The sequence below is a fragment of the Promicromonospora sp. NFX87 genome (assembly GCF_048564965.1).
In the GTDB taxonomy this organism is placed as follows: Bacteria; Actinomycetota; Actinomycetes; order Actinomycetales; family Cellulomonadaceae; genus Promicromonospora.
In genome coordinates this window covers 2,331,961-2,348,459 of record NZ_CP183413.1, presented here as the reverse complement: position 1 = coordinate 2,348,459, position 16,499 = coordinate 2,331,961, and the positions used below count along the sequence as shown (strand labels likewise).

Genomic DNA, 16,499 nt, shown 5'->3' with positions numbered 1-16,499 from the left:
TCATACCCAGGTCGTACGACTGTCCATCAGGGTTGCGTCAATGCCGGCGTGGTGCGGTGTTTCACCCGGCTAGAGTTTCGGCGTGATGCAACACCTCCGCGTGGTCAGCCCGCCCGCGAGCACCCCCGACGTCCTCGACCTCCTGCGGTCCGACCCCGCCGCGACCAACGTCATGGTGCTCCACGGATGCGCCGTCGACCCGCCGGGCGACGTCGTCATGGCCGACGTCGCACGCGAGGCGCTCAGCCCCGTGCTGGAGCGCCTGACCGACCTGGGTCTGCAGCGGGAGGGATCGATCGCCGTCGAGTCCGTCAACACCTCGCTGTCCCACCACGCCCGGCGCGCGGAGGACGCCGCACCCGGGCTCCCGGAGGACGCGCTCGTCTGGCACGAGGTGGTGGGGCGCACGGAGGTGGAGGCGCGCACCTCGCTGGGTTACCTCGCGCTCATGGCCCTGGCCACGACGATCGGCATGATCGGCGTCCTGTTCGACCAGCCGATCCTCGTGGTCGGCGCCATGGTGGTCGGCCCCGACTTCGGGCCGCTGGCCGCGATCTCGGTAGGGCTGGTCGGGGGTCGCTGGCGCACGGTGGGCCGGGCAGTGTCCACGCTGGCCGCGGGGTTCGGCGCCGGGTTCGTCGCGTCGGTGCTCATGGCTCTGCTGCTCCAGGCCTGGGGCCTCGCCGACCAGTCCACCCTGCTGGCCGACCGGCCCCAGACCTCGTTCATCTGGGCGCCGGACACCCTGAGCTGGATCGTCGGTTTCCTGGCCGGTGCGGCAGGCATGATCTCGCTCACCTCGGGCCGCTCCGGCGTCCTGGTGGGCGTGCTGATCTCCGTGACCACGGTCCCGGCGGTGGGGAACGCCGCGGTCGCGCTCGCCTACGGCGTGGGCAACGAGGCCACCGGGTCGCTGGCCCAGTTCGGCATCAACGTCGCGATGATCGTGGCCGGTGCCGTGACGTGCCTCCTGATCCAGCGGGCCTGGTGGCGGTTCCAGCCGAGGCCCGCACGCCTCCGCGTCCGCGCGAACCACTGATTCCGCAGGTCACGCAACCCTTTCTCGGGTCCCGCGCGTCTGTTGACCGTGGCGCCGCACAGGCGGCGCGCTCGATCCGGACGGGAGAAACCCGATGCGTAGACAAGCAAGTGCAGCTGCGGTCGCGATGGCGGTCGCACTGGGTGGGGGGACGTGGGCGACCGCGGCCGTCCCGCAGGACACACCGGCACCACACCACGAGCAGGAGTCTCCGGCAGCCGCGGCGCAGGGTCGTCCCGCGACCGTGACGCTGCTGACCGGCGACGTCGTCACGGTACGGACCGCGCCGGACGGCTCCGTCACGGCGACGGTCGAGCCCGGCGCGGGCCGTGAGCACATGGCCTTCTTCCAGCAGCGTGAGGGTGAGCATCTCTACGTCATCCCGCGCGACGTCGCGCGGCTCGTGCCCGGCCGCCTCGACCGCGCGCTGTTCGACGTGGCCGGCCTGGTCAAGGCCGGGTACGACGACGCGTCCCAGGACACGCTGCCCGTGATCGTCCAGGCCGCCGCGGCGGCCGGCTCGTCCGACGGCGGCGCCCGGTCGGCGGCGCCGGCCGGGCAGAGCTGGGCGGCGTCGGGCATCACGCCCGACCGGAAGCTGGAGTCGGTGAGCGCGGTGGCCGACGTCCTGCCGAAGGGCCGGGCGGCGAAGCTGCTCGACGCCCTCGCGCCGGCCGGCACCGGCGCCTCCGCGAGGAAGGCCGACGGCGGCAGCGTCGGGTACGTCTGGCTGGACCAGCCGGTCCGGGCCTCGGACGCCGACTCCAGCCCGCAGATCGGCGCCCCCGAGGCGTGGGAGGCCGGGTTCACCGGTGCGGGTGTCACGGTCGCCGTCCTCGACACGGGCATCGACGCGACGCACCCCGACCTGGACGAGGCAGTGGTCGGCGAACGCGACTTCTCCGGCAAGGGCGACGTGGCCGACGGCGACGGCCACGGCACGCACGTCGCCTCGATCCTCGCCGGTTCGGGCGAGGCGTCCGACGGCGCGAACAAGGGCGTCGCCCCGGACGCCGACCTGCTGGTCGGCAAGGTGCTGGACGACAACGGCGACGGCACGCTGTCCGGCGTCATCGAGGGTATGGAGTGGGCGGCCGCGGAGGGCGCCGACGTCGTGAACATGTCGCTGGGCAGCCTGTTCTTCGACGTCCCGTCCCCGGACGCCGTCGCGGTGGACGAGCTGACCGAGCAGTACGGCACGCTGTTCGTCGTCTCGGCGGGCAACTACGGCGAGCTCGGCCAGGGCAGCGTGGGCTCGCCCGGCATCGCCGCGAAGGCCCTCACGGTGGGCGCCGTCGACGACGCGGACGAGGTCACCGTCTACTCCAGCCGTGGCGGCGCCGACGCCGGGCTGCTCAAGCCGGACGTCGTCGCCCCGGGTGACGGGATCGTCGCCGCGCGGGCCGCTGGCACGACGGCGGGCGACGTCGTCGACGACCTGCACGTCGCGCTGAGCGGCACGTCCATGGCCGCCCCGCACGTGGCGGGCGCCGCCGCGGTGCTCAAGCAGGCCCGGCCGGACCTCTCCAACACGGCGCTCAAGTCCGCGCTGATGGGTTCCGCAGAGCCGACCGGCGCCGACGTCTGGACGGAGGGCGCCGGGCGGATCACCGTCCCGGGCGCCATCGCACAGCAGGTCACGGCCACGCCCTCGGTCTCGTTCGGCACCTTCGCCTGGCCGCACGACGGCGAGACGGCCACCGACACTGTGACCTACACGAACGCGGGACCCGACGACGTCACGCTCGCCCTCGCGGGCGACGTCACCGACTCGGAGGGTGCCTCGGTGTCCGACGCGCTCACGCTCTCGGCCGACTCCGTGGTCGTGCCTGCGGGCGGGACCGCGACCGTCGACGTGACCGCGGCCGACGGCCCGGGCGCCATCGGCCCCGTGGGCGGCACGCTCGTCGCCACCGGGACGGACGGCACCACCGTGCGCACGCCCGTCGGCTGGGCCAAGGAGCGCGAGTACGTGAACCTCACGGTGCGCGCCGTCGACCGGGCGGGCGAGCCCGTCACCGCCGACACGTGGGGCGCCGCGATCAAGCTGGACCCCGAGAACGGCGGCCTCTTCGGCACCAACCTCTTCTTCGAGGACGGCGTCGCCACGGCGCGCGTCATCCCCGGCGTCTACAGCCCGATGGCGTTCATCGAGACGTTCGGCGAGGACGGCACGGCTACCGAAGCGCTGTTCCTGTCGAGCGGTGAGGTCGACGCCACGGCCGACGCCGAGGTGCTCCTGGACGGGACGACGGCGCGGGAGGTCACCACCTCCACGCACCGGCCGGCCGAGCTGGCGAGCCTGGGCCTCTCCGTGGAGACCGAGGACTCGGCGGAGGTCGCCTATGCCGCGGTCAACGTGAAGTACGGGCCGGAGACGAACCTGGCACTGACCCCGGTGCCGGCGGCGACCCACGGCGACTACGACACGATCGTCCAGGCGACGCTGCTCGCGCCCACCACGGGTGACGAGGCGGCCCCATACCGCTACGACCTCGCCCACCACAGCGAGGGCGTGGAGGTGCCCGCGCTGCGGGGCGACCGCCGCACGACGGTCGCCGTCGACACCACCTACGGCGCGTCGGTCGGCGACACCCACCTCGCGGAGCGCCTGTACTGGGAGCCGGGCACCATCATCGCCGGCGGCGCCGTGGAGGCGGTGCCCGTCGGCACGCGGCGCCCCGAGTACCTGACGGCGCTGCCGGGCAGGTGGTACCTCCAGTCCGAGATCCAGGAGGACGGTGTGGGCGTCGTGCTCGCCGAGGCCGAGAGGCACGTCTGGAGCGAACCGGGCCGTGTGCGGCAAGGCCTGGCCGCAGGCGTTCTGACCGCGGGGATCTACCCGGCGGCGCCGATCGAGCACCGGAACGGTGAGCTCTGGATCGGCCCGTGGCCGCGGGTCGACGACGACGGCGGCGTGCTGTGGGGCGCCGAGGTCAACCAGCGCCTGCGTGTCTGGCAGGACGGCGAGCTGATCCACGACGAGGGCGGCGACGCCTACCCCGTCGTCCCGGAGGGCGGGGCGGACTACCGGATGCTGCTGGAGAGCACGCCCGACGACCCCGCCTACCGGCTGTCCACCAGCGTCCGCTCCGAGTGGGAGTACCACGCACGATCCGACGTCGCCGACGAGGCCCGCCCGCCGGTGCTCGACACCACGTGGGACGTGCGCGGGCTCGACCCGTCCGGTTCCGCACCGGCGACCACGCGGGTGCAGATCGGCGCGGGCTACCAGGAGGGCGCGTACGACACGTCGACGGTCGAGGGCGCCCGCCTGTGGTGGTCGTCCGACGACGGCGCCACCTGGCACCGCGCCAAGGTGACCCGGACCGGTGACGGCACCTTCGTCGCGGCGGTCCGGGCGCCGGCCGGCGCCGAGCACGTCTCGCTCAAGGTCGAGGCGTGGGACGCGGCGGGTGCGTCGGTCACCAAGACGGTAGTCCGGGCGTACGCCATCAACTGACAGTCCCGTTGAGTGCTGGGTATTCGCCCTGTCGTGAGCGATCACGGGGCAAATACCCAGCACTCAACGGGGACTGTCAGTCACCTTCTCCCCCGGCGTGACCAGAGGCGTGAGCAGCAGGAGCAGCGCGCCGAGGCACGCGACGGCGAGCATCGCGCCGCGCAGGCCTACTGCGTCGGACCAGAAGCCCACGTAGGACGGCCCGAACAGGAACCCGAGATAGGCGACGGTGGACGCTGTCGAGGTGGCGCGACCTCGGTTGGCCTCGTCGACGCGGGACGACACGACGGACAGGATCATCGGGAACAGGACGGCGGTGCCCGCCGCCGCGAGCGCGATACCCAGGGCGCTCACCGCCAGGTTGGGACCGAACGCGACGACCACCGCTCCGGCCGCGGCAGCCGTCGCGCCGACGGCGATGGTGGGGCGGGCGTACGCGGCTCCGATGCGTCCGGTGCTGAACCGGGTGATCGCCGCGGTGGCGGCGAAGACCGCCGGGGCCAACGTGCCGACCGCGGGGCTGGCGCCGAGCGCGTCGGTGGCGAAGATGGCACTCCAGCTCTGGTGGGCGTTCTCGCTGGCGAAGGCCAGCGCGCCGAGCAGGCCCAGGCCGATCAGCGACAGGGTGGGCAGGGCAGGGAGCCGCGCGTCCGCGCTCCCGGTCGGGACCGGCTGAGCGGGCACCGCGGCACCGGGCCTGGCGGGGAGCACCCTCGCCATCACCACCGCGGCGAGGAGCGCGGCCACCGCGACGAGGACGAACGGCGTCACGACCGGCGCCCCGGCACTCGTGAGCAGACCGGTACCGAGGCTGGCGACCACGACGAACGAGGAGAAGACGCCGTGCACCCGGGTGATGAACGGGCGCCCTGCCTCACGTTCGGCGCGCCCCGCGACGGAGTTGATCGCGACGTCCGAGGCGCCGGACGTGACGCCGATCAGGGCCAGGGCGAGCGACGCGCTGACCAGGTCCTCGGCGAGGAGGACGGCGCCGGCCCCCACCAGCCCGAGCGCGGCGACGGCGACGGCGGCCACGCGCAGCCCCCACCGGTCGATCGCCCGGCCGGTGAGCAGCATCGCGGGCAGCGCCCCCGCCCCGACGAACAGCAGGGCCACACCGAGCTCGGCGTGATCGAGCCCTGCCTGGGCCCGGAACCCCGGGATCGAGGCACCCCACGCGCCCCAGAAGGCTCCGAAGACGGCGAAGGCGATCGCTGCGGCGGCAGCCGTGGACGGCACGGCCCAGAAGTGTCGTGACATCTGTGTAACGCTACACAATGCCGGCGCCCGCGCATAGACTGCTGTCCGTGAACAGCCAGGTCCCGCGTCGAGCCACGCTGGCGCAGGTCGCTGAGCTCGCCGGCGTCTCGACGATGACGGCGTCCTACACGTTCGGCAGACCGGAGCGGGTCTCCGCGGCCTCGCGGGAGAAGGTCCTCGCCGCTGCCCGGGCGCTGGGCTTCACGGCACCCGACCCGTCGGCCAGATCGCTGCGACGGGGCAAGGCGGGGGCGCTCGGCGTGGTGCTGGGCGAGCATCTGACGTACGCGTTCGACGACCCGCAGGCGACGGCCTTCATGGCGGGCGTGGCAGAGGTGTGCGCCGAGCAGGGACAGGCGATGACCATCCTCCCGGTCACCGATGCCACCACGGACGTGGCGCGGATCAGCGCGGCGGCCGTGGACGGCTACGTGCTGTGGACGACGGAGGACGGCGCGCCGGTGGTGGACGCCGCCATCGCGACCGGGCGCCCCGTCGTCGTGCACAGCGGCCCGGCCGTCGCAGGAGCCCACGTCGTAGGGATCGACAACCGTGCGGCGGCCCGGGCGATCGGCCGGCTTGTCTTCGCAGGCGGCACGGTGCCGGCAGTACTGAGCTTTCCCCTGACCGGCGCGCGCGAGGCGGCCGTCGTCGCTGGTCCGGACCCGGACGATGCGACGTTCCCCGTCACCCGCGAGCGGTTGCTCGGCTTCCGCGACGCGGCGGGCGACGTCGGCGCCGACTGGAACGACGTGCTCGTCGCGGTGTGCTCGACGAACGACGCCCGCGAGGCGCGGGCCATGACGCACGAGCTCATGTCGCGCACCGGCCGCCCGGACGCCCTCGCCACGATGAGCGACGAGCTCGCGTCCGGCGCCTTGCGGGCCATCGAGGCCTCCGGGCTGCACGTGCCGAGCGACGTAGCGCTCACCGGCTGGGACGACGCGGAGGCCGCGCGCGCCCAGGGCATCACGTCGGTCGCGCAGTCCATGCGCGAGCAGGGCGCGGCGTGCGCCCGGTATGCCCTCGCGGGCTCCACCGCCGACTTCACCGATCGGTGGCACATCGTCGAGCGCGCCTCCACCCGCGCGACGACGATGCCCCCACCGGCGGCCTGACCGTGCGGATCAGCTGGCGGCAGGCAACGGTTGGCGGAGAGTGAGCGCCGGTCAAGCCGGTGGACAGGGAACGAGGGCCGGCGCTTTCGCCGGCACGTTCGCCGGCACTGCTCAGAGCAGGCCGGCGTCGCGGACGCGCAGCGCGATGGTCACGCGGTTGTCGGTCTCGAGCTTGAGGAAGATGCGGGTCACCGTCGCCTTGACGGTGGCCACGCTGACGAACAGCCGCGCCGCGATCTCCGCGTTGCTCGCACCCCGGGAGATCTCCAGGGCGACGTCGAGCTCACGCGGCGTCAGGACGTCGAGCCCGGCGCGTGCGCTCTCGCGCTTCGCGCCGTCGGCCGTGCCGGCGGTCGCCGCCGTGATCACCTGGCGGGCGACGGTCGGGGACATGACGGGCTCGCCGTCCGACACGGACCGGATGGCCGCGATCACCTTCTCGGGTGCGGCGTCCTTCAGGATGTAACCCGACACCCCGGCGGCGAGCGCCCGCAGCACGAGGTCGTCCACGTGGAACGTGGTCAGCATGATGATCGACGGCGGGTCGGGCCGCTGGAGCAGAGCCTCTGCCGTCGTGACGCCGTCCTGGTTGGGCATGCGGACGTCCATGAGCACGACGTCGGGGGCGAGATCGCGGGTGGCGGCCTCCGCCTCGATCCCGTCGGCGGCCTCTCCGACGATCTCGATGTCGCTCTCACCGCCGAGGATCAGGCTGAGGCCGCGGCGGACGAGCGGGTCGTCGTCGACGAGCAGCAGGCGGATCACTCGGTCACGCTCCATGGCAGAGAGGCCTCCACGACGAACCGGTCGCCGTCGTTGTGATGGGTCAGGGTGCCGCCGAGGAGCGCCGCGCGCTCGCCGAGCCCGATGAGTCCGAGCCCGTTGGAGGGTCCGTCGGAGGGACCGTCGGAGGGCCCGTCGGAGGATACGGAGGCCGCACCCCGGAGGCGCGCGGCGTTCGTCACGCGGACCTCGACGGACGTCCCGGACGCACCGCTCAGCTCGACCGTCACGGGTGCGCCCGGCGCATGCTTGCGCGCGTTCGTCAGGGCCTCCTGCACGATGCGGTAGACGTGCCTGCCTACCTGCGGGGGCAGCTGCTCGACGTCCTCGAGCGCCGAGCGGTAGCCGACGCGCTGACCCGCCTCCCGCACCTCGGAGACGAGGGCGGGCAGGTCGTCGAAGGAGGGCTGCGGGCCGCCCAGCGGGTCTTCCTCGCGCAGCGAGCCGAGCGTGCTGCGCAGCTCCTCGAGCGAGGCGTGCGCGTTGTCCCGGATGACCGCCGCCGCCTGGCGGACCTCGTCGGCGGTCAGGTCGGTGCGGTGCGCGAGCGCGCCCGCGTGCAGGGACAGGATGGAGAGCCGGTGGGCGAGCACGTCGTGCATCTCGCGCGCGATCCGCGCCCGCTCCCCCGCGCGCGCACGCTCCAGACCGTCGCGCCGCTCCCCCTCCCGCCGTCGTTCCTCCGACAGCTCGAGGTCCCGCGTGCTGCGCCGGTAGAGACCGAAGCCGACCAGGCACCCGATCGTCACGGCGCCACCGACCGCGGCCACCAGGGTGGGCACCTCCCATCCGGAGTCGACGAACGAGGTGCCGACGAACACGAGCCACAGCACCGCGGCGGCCCCGGCGGTACGCCGCCAGTCACGGTGCGTGGCGAGCGAGACCAGCGCTACGAACGCGGCGCCCGTGGCCGAGCTCGACTCCACGGTCAGCAGCGCGGTGCCGACCGCGATGACGAACGGCAGCCGCCGACGCCAGTGCAGCAGGACCAGTGCGACCGCTCCGAGGGACAGGTCGAGTGCGGCCACCGGCCACTCCTCGATGCCCTGGGCGACGATGAACGCCCAGGCGATTCCGGCGAACACCAGCGGCACGGACGCGATCACGTAGCGCAGCAGCTCTTGCCTGCCAGTCAGGGGTCTCATCGCGACCGATCGTAGGCAGCCGGTCGGGGCGGTGCCAGCGACCTCGGGCCACGAGCGGATAGACCAAGGTCTAGGTTCCGGCCGGCGCGGAGGAGACCTGCGACGCCCGGTATGGCCCCAGGTCCGTAGCAGCGGCGACCCCGCGCCGGGTGGACTGGACCCATGATCACTTTCGACCATGTCACCAAGCGCTACGGCGCGACCCTCGCGCTCGACGACGTCTCGTTCGAGGTGCCGGCGAGCTCCATCACGGGCTTCCTCGGGCCCAACGGCGCCGGCAAGACCACCGCGATGCGGATCCTCCTCGGCCACAGCCGGGCCACCTCTGGCCGGGCGACGATCGACGGGCAGCAGTACGCGACGATCCGTAACCCTGCCGGCACGGTGGGCGCCCTGCTCGACGCGCAGGCCGTCCACCCCGGACGCACCGGTGCCGAGACCCTGGGCCTCGCCGCGGCGATGATCGGCGTCGACCGCCGGCGCGTCGGACAGGTGCTCGATCTCGTCGGTCTCTCCGCCGCCGAGAGCCGGCGCGCGGTCAAGGGCTACTCGCTCGGTATGCGCCAGCGCCTCGGGATAGCCCAGGCCCTCCTGGGAGCACCGAAGGCGCTCGTCCTCGACGAACCGGCGAACGGCCTCGACCCCCAGGGCATCCGGGCCATCCGCGATCTGCTGCGTGCCGTCGCGGACGACGGCTGCGCCGTGCTGCTGAGCTCCCATCTGCTGCACGAGGTGGCGCAGCTCGCCGACCGCGTCGTCATCATCGGCCGGGGCCGCATCCTCGAGGCCGGCGCGATCGACCCCAGCGCGGCGCAGGACCTGGAGAACCGTTACTTCAACCTCACCTCGACGAACGATCGGAGCGCAGCATGAGCACCACGACCCTGCCCTACGCCAGCCGGCTACGCGTGGACGGAAGGCCCTCGCGCACCGTCCCGTTCCCGCGTCTGGCCGCCGTGGAGATCCGCAAGCTCACCGACACCCGGGCGGCGGTCGTGCTCCTGACGCTGCTCGTGCTCGCGGCGGTCGGCGCGATGCTCGTCCGCACCTTCGTCTTCACCTTGGACGTCCAGGACGTCCAGGAGATCGCCACCAGCACCGGGCCCGCCCTGAGCCTGTTCCTCCCGGTCCTCGGGATCATCTCGGTGACGAGCGAGTGGAGCAAGCGCACCGCGCTCACGACCTTCGCCCTCGAACCGCGCCGCTGGCGCGTGCTCGTCGCCAAGCTCGCCGCCGGGACCGCGGTGGCGATCACCACCAGCGCCCTGATGATCGCGGTCGCCTATCCGACGGCCGCCGCCGTGGCCGCCACCCGGGACACGGCGGCGAGCTTCGCGCTCGACCCGGTCGCCCTCGCCGGCTGGACCGCCACCAATGTCCTGTACACGCTGTGCGGTATCGCTCTGGGCGCCATGCTGCTCAACGGTGCGGCATCGATCGTCGTCTACTTCGTGGCCTCGATCGTCTGGGGGTTCGTCGGCCTCACGGGCGATCTCGGCAGCACGCTCGCGAGCTGGCTCGACCTCAACGCCACGACCGTCCCGCTGGCCGACGGCGAGATGAGCCTCAAGGCAGTGGGGCCGCTCCTCTCCTCGATCGGTCTGTGGGTCGCGGCGCCCTTCCTCCTCGGCCTCCTTCGGGTGAGCCGGATCGAGCTGCGCTGACAGATCCGGACAAGTCGCTGGACCAAGCGGTTCGGTCCCGGCTGGGGCGGCGCCTACGGGTTGCCGCCCCAGCTCACGGGCCGGATGCTTGACGCTCCGACCGAAAGGGTTACCCCGCCACATGTCCGCACCCGCACCATCAGCCATCCGCCGCTGGACCGTGGCAGCGCTCACCAGCGCGTGCGTCCTGGCGCTGGCACTGACCGCGTGCGGCGCCCCCCGTACGGTCGCAGGGGGCAGCGCCGACCGTACGGGGCTCTCCCACGGTGCGCACGACGCCGTCCTCCAGAAGGGCGGCGACCTGCTGGTCTGGGCATGGGAGCCCACGCTGGACAAGGTCGTCGAGGACTTCGAGGCCAAGTACCCCAACGTGAACATCGAGATGGCGAACGTCGGCACGGGCAACGACCACTACGTCGCCCTGCAGAACGCGATCAGCGCCGGGTCCGGCGTCCCCGACGTCACACAGATGGAGTACTACGCACTGCCGCAGTTCTCCATCGCCGGCTCGCTGGCCGACCTGACCGAGTTCGGTGCGAGCGACCTGGGCAGGTCGTTCTCGGCCGGCCCGTGGGGTGCCGTGACCGCGACCGGCAGCGCGACAGGTGACCAGGCCGTGTACGGCCTGCCGATGGACTCCGGCCCGATGGCCCTGTTCTACAACGCGAAGGTGTTCCAGGAGGCGGGCGTGGCGGTGCCCACGACGTGGGAGGAGTTCGTCGGCGCCGCGGAGGCCATCCATGCGCACGACCCGGACACGTACATCACGTCGGACAGCGGCGACGCCGGGTTCACGACGTCGATGATCTGGCAGGCCGGCGGTCACCCGTTCAAGGTGGACGGCACGAACGTCACGGTGGACCTCGCCGACGAGGGCAGCACACGGTTCGCGCGCATGTGGCAGCAGCTCATCGACCGTGGCCTGCTCGCCGACGTCCCCGCCTGGTCGGACGTCTGGTTCCAGGCCCTGGGCAACGGCGAGATCGCCGCGCTCGTGACCGGTGCCTGGATGCCCGCGAACCTCGCGACCGGTGCCGGCGCGGCGTCGGGCGACTGGCGCGTCGCGCGGATGCCCCAGTGGACCAAGGGGGCCTACCAGACCGCTGAGAACGGCGGCTCAGCGCTGGCGATCCCGCAAGGGAGCCAGAACAAGGAGCTGGCCTACGCCTTCCTCAAGTACGCGAACATCGGTGACGGCGTCACCACCCGTCTGGAGGCCGGCGCCTTCCCTGCCACGATGCGGGACCTGACCGACCCCGCCTTCCTCGCGGAGGAGCCCGACTTCTTCGGCGGGCAGCAGATCAACCGGGTCCTGGCCGACTCGGCCGCCCACGTCGCTCCCGGGTGGCAGTACCTGCCCTATCAGGTGCACGCCAACAGCGTCTTCCCCGACACCGTCGGGCAGGCCTACACCGGCTCGGGGACCCTCGCGGACGGGCACGAGGCCTGGCAGGAGTCGGTCGTCCGGTACGGCAACGAGCAGGGGTTCAGCGTCACCGGCCCGGACGAATAGGTCGCTGCCTCACCCCGTCACGGACGCGCGCCACGTGCCCACGGTCGCTGCAGCGAGGTCCGCCTCCAGAACACGATCACGCATGCTTTCGGACGCAAAACCGGGCCTAACTGTGTTCTGGAGGCGGACATCGATGCCGGCCCCCGCTGGGGCGAGGTGGTCACCGCAGCGTGCCGCCGACACTCCTAGTGTCCTGCGTCTGAAGTTGGCCTCATGAGTTGACCCCATAAGTTGTGCGGTCCCGCGAGATCGGTCCGTTGCACTCGTTGTGGTTCGAGATCGGTCGCTTGCTCTGAGATCGGTCCGTTGATTGACCGATCTCAGAGCAAGCGACCGATCTCGGTTCGGGCCGCGTGCATCCGACCGAGCTCGCGGCGCCACGAGCCTGGAACGCGAACCTCAGACGCAGGACACCAGCGGTTCGACGCCGGGGCGGTTCACGACGGGCGGCCCTCACCGGTGAAAGACCCCAACGTTGTGATGAAGTGCTCGGCCGCGGCGTCGATCTCGGCGGTCGGGGTCAGCAGTCGCTGCAGCAGCAGCCCCCGCAGACACGAGGTGGCGATGATGCTCTGCCGCTCTGCCTGCGCCGGCGTGACGCCGTCGCGCAGGGCGGCCGCCTCAAGGATGCGCGCCAGGTCGTCGATGTCCGCGACGAACTCGTGGAACACGTCCTGTTCGTAGACGGCGAGCCCGACCAGGTGGAAGAAGGCACGGATCCGATCCTCGTGCGCAGGGTCCGAGTAGAAGCTCCAGATCGTCCTGCACAGGGCTTCGAACCCGAGCTCGTTCCCGGCCGCGGCAATGACGAGGTTGTCGCGGCGGCGAGCCTCCGACAGCACGGCGCGCAGCAGACCCGGCCGCGAACCGAAGTGATAGGTGAGCAGCGTGTGATGCACGCCGAGCCGTTCGGCGACCTGGCGCATCGACAGGTTCGCGCTCGGGCCGTTCTCACCGAACTCGTCGAACAGGGCCTCCAGCAGGCGCTCCCGACCTTCTCCGACCGGCGCTCTCACGGTACCTCCCGTTGACGAACTCAACACTGTTGAGTAGCGTACCCGACATCGAATTCACCACTGTTTAGGAGACCTGCCCGGCGGGGACAGGGCCGCCCTGGTGGTAAGCACGGTGGCACCATGAAAGGAGAAGCTGGATGGGCGAGATGCTGCACGGCTGCCTGCCGGACACCGAGTACTTCGAGGTCACCGCACGGTCGGGACACAGCTACGGCGTCTGGGTGACCACACCGCCTGGCTATGCGGACTCCACCGATCCCCTCCCGCTGATCTACGTGGTGGACGGCAACTGGACCGTTGGTCTCACCGCACCCCTGATCGTCACCCAGGCAGACCCCTTCCTGACGATCGGCCCCTACATCCAGGTCAGCGTCGGCTACGCCGGCGAGGAGGCCGCGGCCTGGGAGCACCTGCGCAACCGCGACCTGGTCCCGCCGGGGGAACCCGTCAGCGCGGAGATGGTGGCCACCGTCGAGTGGGCGCGCGACACCGGGAAGATGACCCAGGAGCAGATGGAGGCCTATCTCGCGGAGCTGTCGGACACGCACGCGGATGTCTTCCTCGACTTCCTCACCGCCGAGCTCCACCCCCAGCTGCAGCAGAAGCTGCGTGTCAGCGAGTCCGGGCACGGCCTCTTCGGCTACTCCTACGGGGGTCTCTTCGCCCTCTACGCCTGGCTGCGCGAGGCCGCACCGTTCACGACCTTCGGCGCAGGCAGCCCCGGTGTGGTGAGTACGGACAGCCAGGTCTTCGGACTGGTCGGGGCCCTGTCCGAACCGGACGAGGACTCCGCTCCCCCGCGCCTGCACGTCACGCTGAACGAAGCCGAAGTGCTCGGAGACATCCCGATCTACCGAGGGATGGCGCGCAACGTCCTCGCGGTCATGGATCAGCTGCACATCAAGGGCCGGTCGGAACAGGTCTCGAACGCGATGTTGCACGAGACACATGTCACGGGGCTTCAGGCATCGTTCCTCAGCTACCTGAAGGCGTGCCACGCGCGGTAACCGGCCGCCGAAGTTCAACCCTGGGGTGGCATCGCCGGCCACCGGCCTCTTCGTAGCGTCGACCCACGTCGTTCGCAGACCGGAGGTCGCTGATGGGTATTCAGGTGCAGTCGCTGGGCAAGCAGTACGGGAAGACATGGGCGGTGCGCGATCTGTCGTTCGAGGTGCAACCGGGAAAGGTGACCGGGTTCCTCGGACCGAACGGGGCGGGCAAGTCGACGACGATGCGTTCGATCGTCGGGCTCGACCGCCCCACCACGGGTCAGGCGCTGATCGACGGCGTGCGGTACGCCCGGCTGCGCGCGCCGCTGCGAGAGGTCGGCACGGTGCTGGACGCGAGGTCCGCGCACCGGTCCCGGCGCGCCGTCGACCATCTGCGCACCGTCGCGGCGACGCACGGGTTCCGGGCGGCGCGGATCGACGAGGTGATCGGGCTGACGGGTCTGGAGAGCGCGGCCCGTCTCAGGGCGGGGAAGTTCTCCCTCGGGATGAGCCAGCGGCTGGGTATCGCCGTCGCGCTGCTGGGTGACCCGCACACGCTGATCCTGGACGAGCCGGTCAACGGGCTGGACCCGGACGGCGTGGCGTGGATCCGCTCTCTGCTGGGCGCGCTCGCCGCCGAGGGGCGCACGGTGTTCCTGTCGTCGCACCTGCTGAGCGAGCTGGCGCTCGTCGCGGACCACGTGGTGGTGATCGGGCGGGGCGAGCTGATCGCGGACGCCCCGATCGCGGAACTGACCTCCGACGCCGGCCGGACGCTCGAGGAGGCGTACCTCACGCTGACCCGGGACGCCGTCGAGTACCGCGGCGGTCACGCCGGTGGGTCCCGGGCCGGCATCGGGGACGAGGCGTGACCGCCGTGGCCCGGGCAATGCACGCCGAGTGGCTGAAGTTCTGCTCGCTTCCGTCGAACACGGTCGCCGCGAGCGCCGCGTTCGCCCTGATCGTCGGTTTCGCCGCGCTGCTGCTGTCGGCCCAGGACGGCGACGGCCCCGTCCCTGCGCCGACGGCGACCGAGCTGCTGGCCGGGGTCGCGTGGGCGCAGTTCGTGCCGGCGGTGCTCGCCGTCGTGCTGATCTGCTCGGAGTGGGCGTCGGGCACCATCAGGGTCACGTTCCTGGCCGTGCCGGACCGGTGGCCGGTCGTGGCCGGGAAGGTCGCGGTCGTGGGCGCCGTCGGGCTCGCCGCCGGCGCCGCCGGGGGTGGAACGGCCTTCGCCCTGGCCTCCGCCACAGGAACCGACCTGGGCACGGAACCGGCCCTCGTGGTCCGGCTGGTGGCCGGCGCGGGGCTGTACCTGGGCACGATCGCGGTGCTGGCGCTCGGGATCGGGGCGATCGTGCGCGACCTCGCGGGCTCGATCCTCACGGTGGTCGTGGTCCTGTGGGTCACGCCGCTCGCCGCCACGATCGTCCCGGTGGCCGAGGTGCGGGAGCTCGCGCTCTACCTGCCGACGTCAGCGGGCCTGCTGCTCCTCGCACCCGACGGCGCCGCTACCGAGCTCGGGCCCTGGGGCGGATACGCCGTCCTGCTCGCCTGGACGGCTGCCGCGCTCGCGGGTGCCGTCGTCACGCTCCGGGCTCGAGATGTCTGACGGCCGGGAGCGCACCCCCTCGCCCAACAGCGCCAACACCGTGGAGGTAACCCGATGACCCGCCGCATCACCCTGACCCCGGCCCGTCCCTTGCTCGTCGGCGCGGTCGCCGCGGAAGCCGTGAAGCTGTGGACGCTGCTCTCCCACCGCGTGCTCGCCGCCGGCGCGCTGCTCACGATCATCGGCACGGGCGCGCTGCTCTCGGTCAGCCTGCGGTCCCGGCTCGCCGATCCCCGGTTCGCCGGGCAGACGATCACCGCCGAGCCGATGCAGTTCATGGACAGCGTGCTGTGGGCGCAGATCGTCGTCGCCGTGCTGGCCGTCCTCGCGACCACCGGCGAGTACACGTCGGGGCAGGCCCGGCTGTCGCTGCTGGCGCTGCCGGCACGATCACCCTGGCTGGCGGCGAAAGCCCTCGTGCTGGCCACGCTCGGATTCCTGATCGGTGCCGTCGGTGCGGTGTGCGGCCTCGGCCTGTCGGTGCTGATCCTGGCGGGGTCCGACGTCGTGTACGCGCCACGGCTCGGGGAGTCCGTCGGGCTCGCGCTCGGTTCGGGGGTGTACCTCGCGGCGATCGCGGTCCTCGCCACGGGCCTGGCGGCCGCTCTGCGCCACGTCGCCGGCGCGCTCACCGCTGTGCTCGGTCTCCTGGTCGTGGCGCCGCCGCTGGTGTCGTCGATCCCTGGCATCGGGGAAGCCGCCGACTACACCCCGACCTACGCGGGGCGCCGGCTCATCTCCGACTTCCACTCGGTCGCGCAGCTAGATCCGTGGACGGGTTTCAGCGTCCTCGCGCTGTGGGCGGTCGTCGCACTGCTCGTGGCGGGCGTGCTGCTCCACCTGCGTGACGCCTGACATGCGGCCCGACAGCCCGCACCACGCAGAATGGACCCGGAC

General features: G+C 72.1%; 14 protein-coding genes. 10 read left to right on the top strand and 4 right to left on the bottom strand.

Annotated features, from left to right (window positions below; genetic code table 11):
- Positions 1-85: 85 nt before the first annotated feature.
- Together ACNYC2_RS10505 and ACNYC2_RS10500 are read left to right on the top strand one after the other, a co-directional pair.
- Positions 86-1,039 carry a DUF389 domain-containing protein gene (locus ACNYC2_RS10505; protein ID WP_419707817.1) on the top strand — a complete coding sequence of 318 codons (954 nt, stop codon included), beginning with the start codon at positions 86-88 and terminating at the stop codon, positions 1,037-1,039.
- Between the two features lie 94 nt (positions 1,040-1,133).
- Positions 1,134-4,502 carry a S8 family serine peptidase gene (locus ACNYC2_RS10500; RefSeq protein ID WP_419706950.1) on the top strand — a complete coding sequence of 1,123 codons (3,369 nt, stop codon included), beginning with the start codon at positions 1,134-1,136 and terminating at the stop codon, positions 4,500-4,502.
- Positions 4,503-4,565: 63 nt separating this feature from the next.
- On the opposite strand, the gene ACNYC2_RS10495 is transcribed toward ACNYC2_RS10500, so the two are convergent.
- Complete coding sequence (locus ACNYC2_RS10495) at positions 4,566-5,762, bottom strand: MFS transporter (protein ID WP_419706949.1); 1,197 nt, start codon at positions 5,760-5,762, stop codon at positions 4,566-4,568.
- 47 nt (positions 5,763-5,809) lie between these two features.
- Between ACNYC2_RS10495 and ACNYC2_RS10490 the strand changes: the two genes are divergently transcribed.
- Positions 5,810-6,880 (top strand): LacI family DNA-binding transcriptional regulator, encoded by a 1,071-nt coding sequence (locus tag ACNYC2_RS10490; protein ID WP_419706948.1) that lies wholly within the window; start codon positions 5,810-5,812, stop codon positions 6,878-6,880.
- Between the two features lie 111 nt (positions 6,881-6,991).
- On the opposite strand, the gene ACNYC2_RS10485 is transcribed toward ACNYC2_RS10490, so the two are convergent.
- Both ACNYC2_RS10485 and ACNYC2_RS10480 read right to left on the bottom strand, forming a co-directional pair.
- Complete coding sequence (locus tag ACNYC2_RS10485) at positions 6,992-7,660, bottom strand: response regulator transcription factor (RefSeq protein ID WP_419706947.1); 669 nt, start codon at positions 7,658-7,660, stop codon at positions 6,992-6,994.
- Positions 7,642-8,808: a sensor histidine kinase gene (locus tag ACNYC2_RS10480; RefSeq protein ID WP_419706946.1), complete on the bottom strand. Its 1,167-nt coding sequence runs from the start codon at positions 8,806-8,808 to the stop codon at positions 7,642-7,644. Before ACNYC2_RS10480 ends, ACNYC2_RS10485 begins: the two co-directional genes overlap by 19 nt.
- 162 nt (positions 8,809-8,970) lie before the next feature.
- Here ACNYC2_RS10480 and ACNYC2_RS10475 point away from each other — a divergent pair, with 162 nt between their 5' ends.
- From ACNYC2_RS10475 to ACNYC2_RS10465, 3 genes are all read left to right on the top strand, one after another.
- Positions 8,971-9,681 (top strand): ATP-binding cassette domain-containing protein, encoded by a 711-nt coding sequence (locus tag ACNYC2_RS10475; RefSeq protein ID WP_419706945.1) that lies wholly within the window; start codon positions 8,971-8,973, stop codon positions 9,679-9,681.
- A complete protein-coding gene (locus ACNYC2_RS10470) occupies positions 9,678-10,472 on the top strand; it encodes a hypothetical protein (RefSeq protein WP_419706944.1) in 795 nt (264 codons plus the stop codon). Before ACNYC2_RS10475 ends, ACNYC2_RS10470 begins: the two co-directional genes overlap by 4 nt.
- 121 nt (positions 10,473-10,593) lie before the next feature.
- Positions 10,594-11,985: an ABC transporter substrate-binding protein gene (locus ACNYC2_RS10465; protein ID WP_419706943.1), complete on the top strand. Its 1,392-nt coding sequence runs from the start codon at positions 10,594-10,596 to the stop codon at positions 11,983-11,985.
- 437 nt (positions 11,986-12,422) lie between these two features.
- On the opposite strand, the gene ACNYC2_RS10460 is transcribed toward ACNYC2_RS10465, so the two are convergent.
- Positions 12,423-13,001, bottom strand: coding sequence for a TetR/AcrR family transcriptional regulator (locus ACNYC2_RS10460; protein ID WP_419706942.1), 579 nt, complete (start codon positions 12,999-13,001; stop codon positions 12,423-12,425).
- Positions 13,002-13,138: 137 nt separating this feature from the next.
- Here ACNYC2_RS10460 and ACNYC2_RS10455 point away from each other — a divergent pair, with 137 nt between their 5' ends.
- The 4 genes from ACNYC2_RS10455 (at position 13,139) to ACNYC2_RS10440 (ending at position 16,457) form a co-directional block, all read left to right on the top strand.
- Positions 13,139-14,008 (top strand): alpha/beta hydrolase, encoded by an 870-nt coding sequence (locus ACNYC2_RS10455; RefSeq protein WP_419706941.1) that lies wholly within the window; start codon positions 13,139-13,141, stop codon positions 14,006-14,008.
- A gap of 92 nt (positions 14,009-14,100) precedes the next feature.
- Complete coding sequence (locus ACNYC2_RS10450; protein WP_419706940.1) at positions 14,101-14,862, top strand: ABC transporter ATP-binding protein; 762 nt, start codon at positions 14,101-14,103, stop codon at positions 14,860-14,862.
- Positions 14,859-15,602, top strand: coding sequence for a hypothetical protein (locus ACNYC2_RS10445; protein ID WP_419706939.1), 744 nt, complete (start codon positions 14,859-14,861; stop codon positions 15,600-15,602). The genes ACNYC2_RS10450 and ACNYC2_RS10445 overlap by 4 nt, the downstream gene beginning before the upstream one ends.
- Positions 15,603-15,656: 54 nt before the next feature.
- Positions 15,657-16,457 carry a hypothetical protein gene (locus ACNYC2_RS10440; RefSeq protein ID WP_419706938.1) on the top strand — a complete coding sequence of 267 codons (801 nt, stop codon included), beginning with the start codon at positions 15,657-15,659 and terminating at the stop codon, positions 16,455-16,457.
- Positions 16,458-16,499: the final 42 nt, after the last annotated feature.

Bases quoted from the DNA above. Each gene is read 5' to 3' on its own strand.
- ACNYC2_RS10505 (WP_419707817.1), top strand. From the start codon at position 86: ATGCAACACCTCCGCGTGGTCAGCCCGCCCGCGAGCACCCCCGACGTC.
- ACNYC2_RS10500 (WP_419706950.1), top strand. From the start codon at position 1,134: ATGCGTAGACAAGCAAGTGCAGCTGCGGTCGCGATGGCGGTCGCACTG.
- ACNYC2_RS10495 (WP_419706949.1), bottom strand. From the start codon at position 5,762: ATGTCACGACACTTCTGGGCCGTGCCGTCCACGGCTGCCGCCGCAGCG.
- ACNYC2_RS10485 (WP_419706947.1), bottom strand. From the start codon at position 7,660: ATGGAGCGTGACCGAGTGATCCGCCTGCTGCTCGTCGACGACGACCCG.
- ACNYC2_RS10480 (WP_419706946.1), bottom strand. From the start codon at position 8,808: ATGAGACCCCTGACTGGCAGGCAAGAGCTGCTGCGCTACGTGATCGCG.
- ACNYC2_RS10475 (WP_419706945.1), top strand. From the start codon at position 8,971: ATGATCACTTTCGACCATGTCACCAAGCGCTACGGCGCGACCCTCGCG.
- ACNYC2_RS10470 (WP_419706944.1), top strand. From the start codon at position 9,678: ATGAGCACCACGACCCTGCCCTACGCCAGCCGGCTACGCGTGGACGGA.
- ACNYC2_RS10465 (WP_419706943.1), top strand. From the start codon at position 10,594: ATGTCCGCACCCGCACCATCAGCCATCCGCCGCTGGACCGTGGCAGCG.
- ACNYC2_RS10455 (WP_419706941.1), top strand. From the start codon at position 13,139: ATGGGCGAGATGCTGCACGGCTGCCTGCCGGACACCGAGTACTTCGAG.
- ACNYC2_RS10450 (WP_419706940.1), top strand. From the start codon at position 14,101: ATGGGTATTCAGGTGCAGTCGCTGGGCAAGCAGTACGGGAAGACATGG.
- ACNYC2_RS10440 (WP_419706938.1), top strand. From the start codon at position 15,657: ATGACCCGCCGCATCACCCTGACCCCGGCCCGTCCCTTGCTCGTCGGC.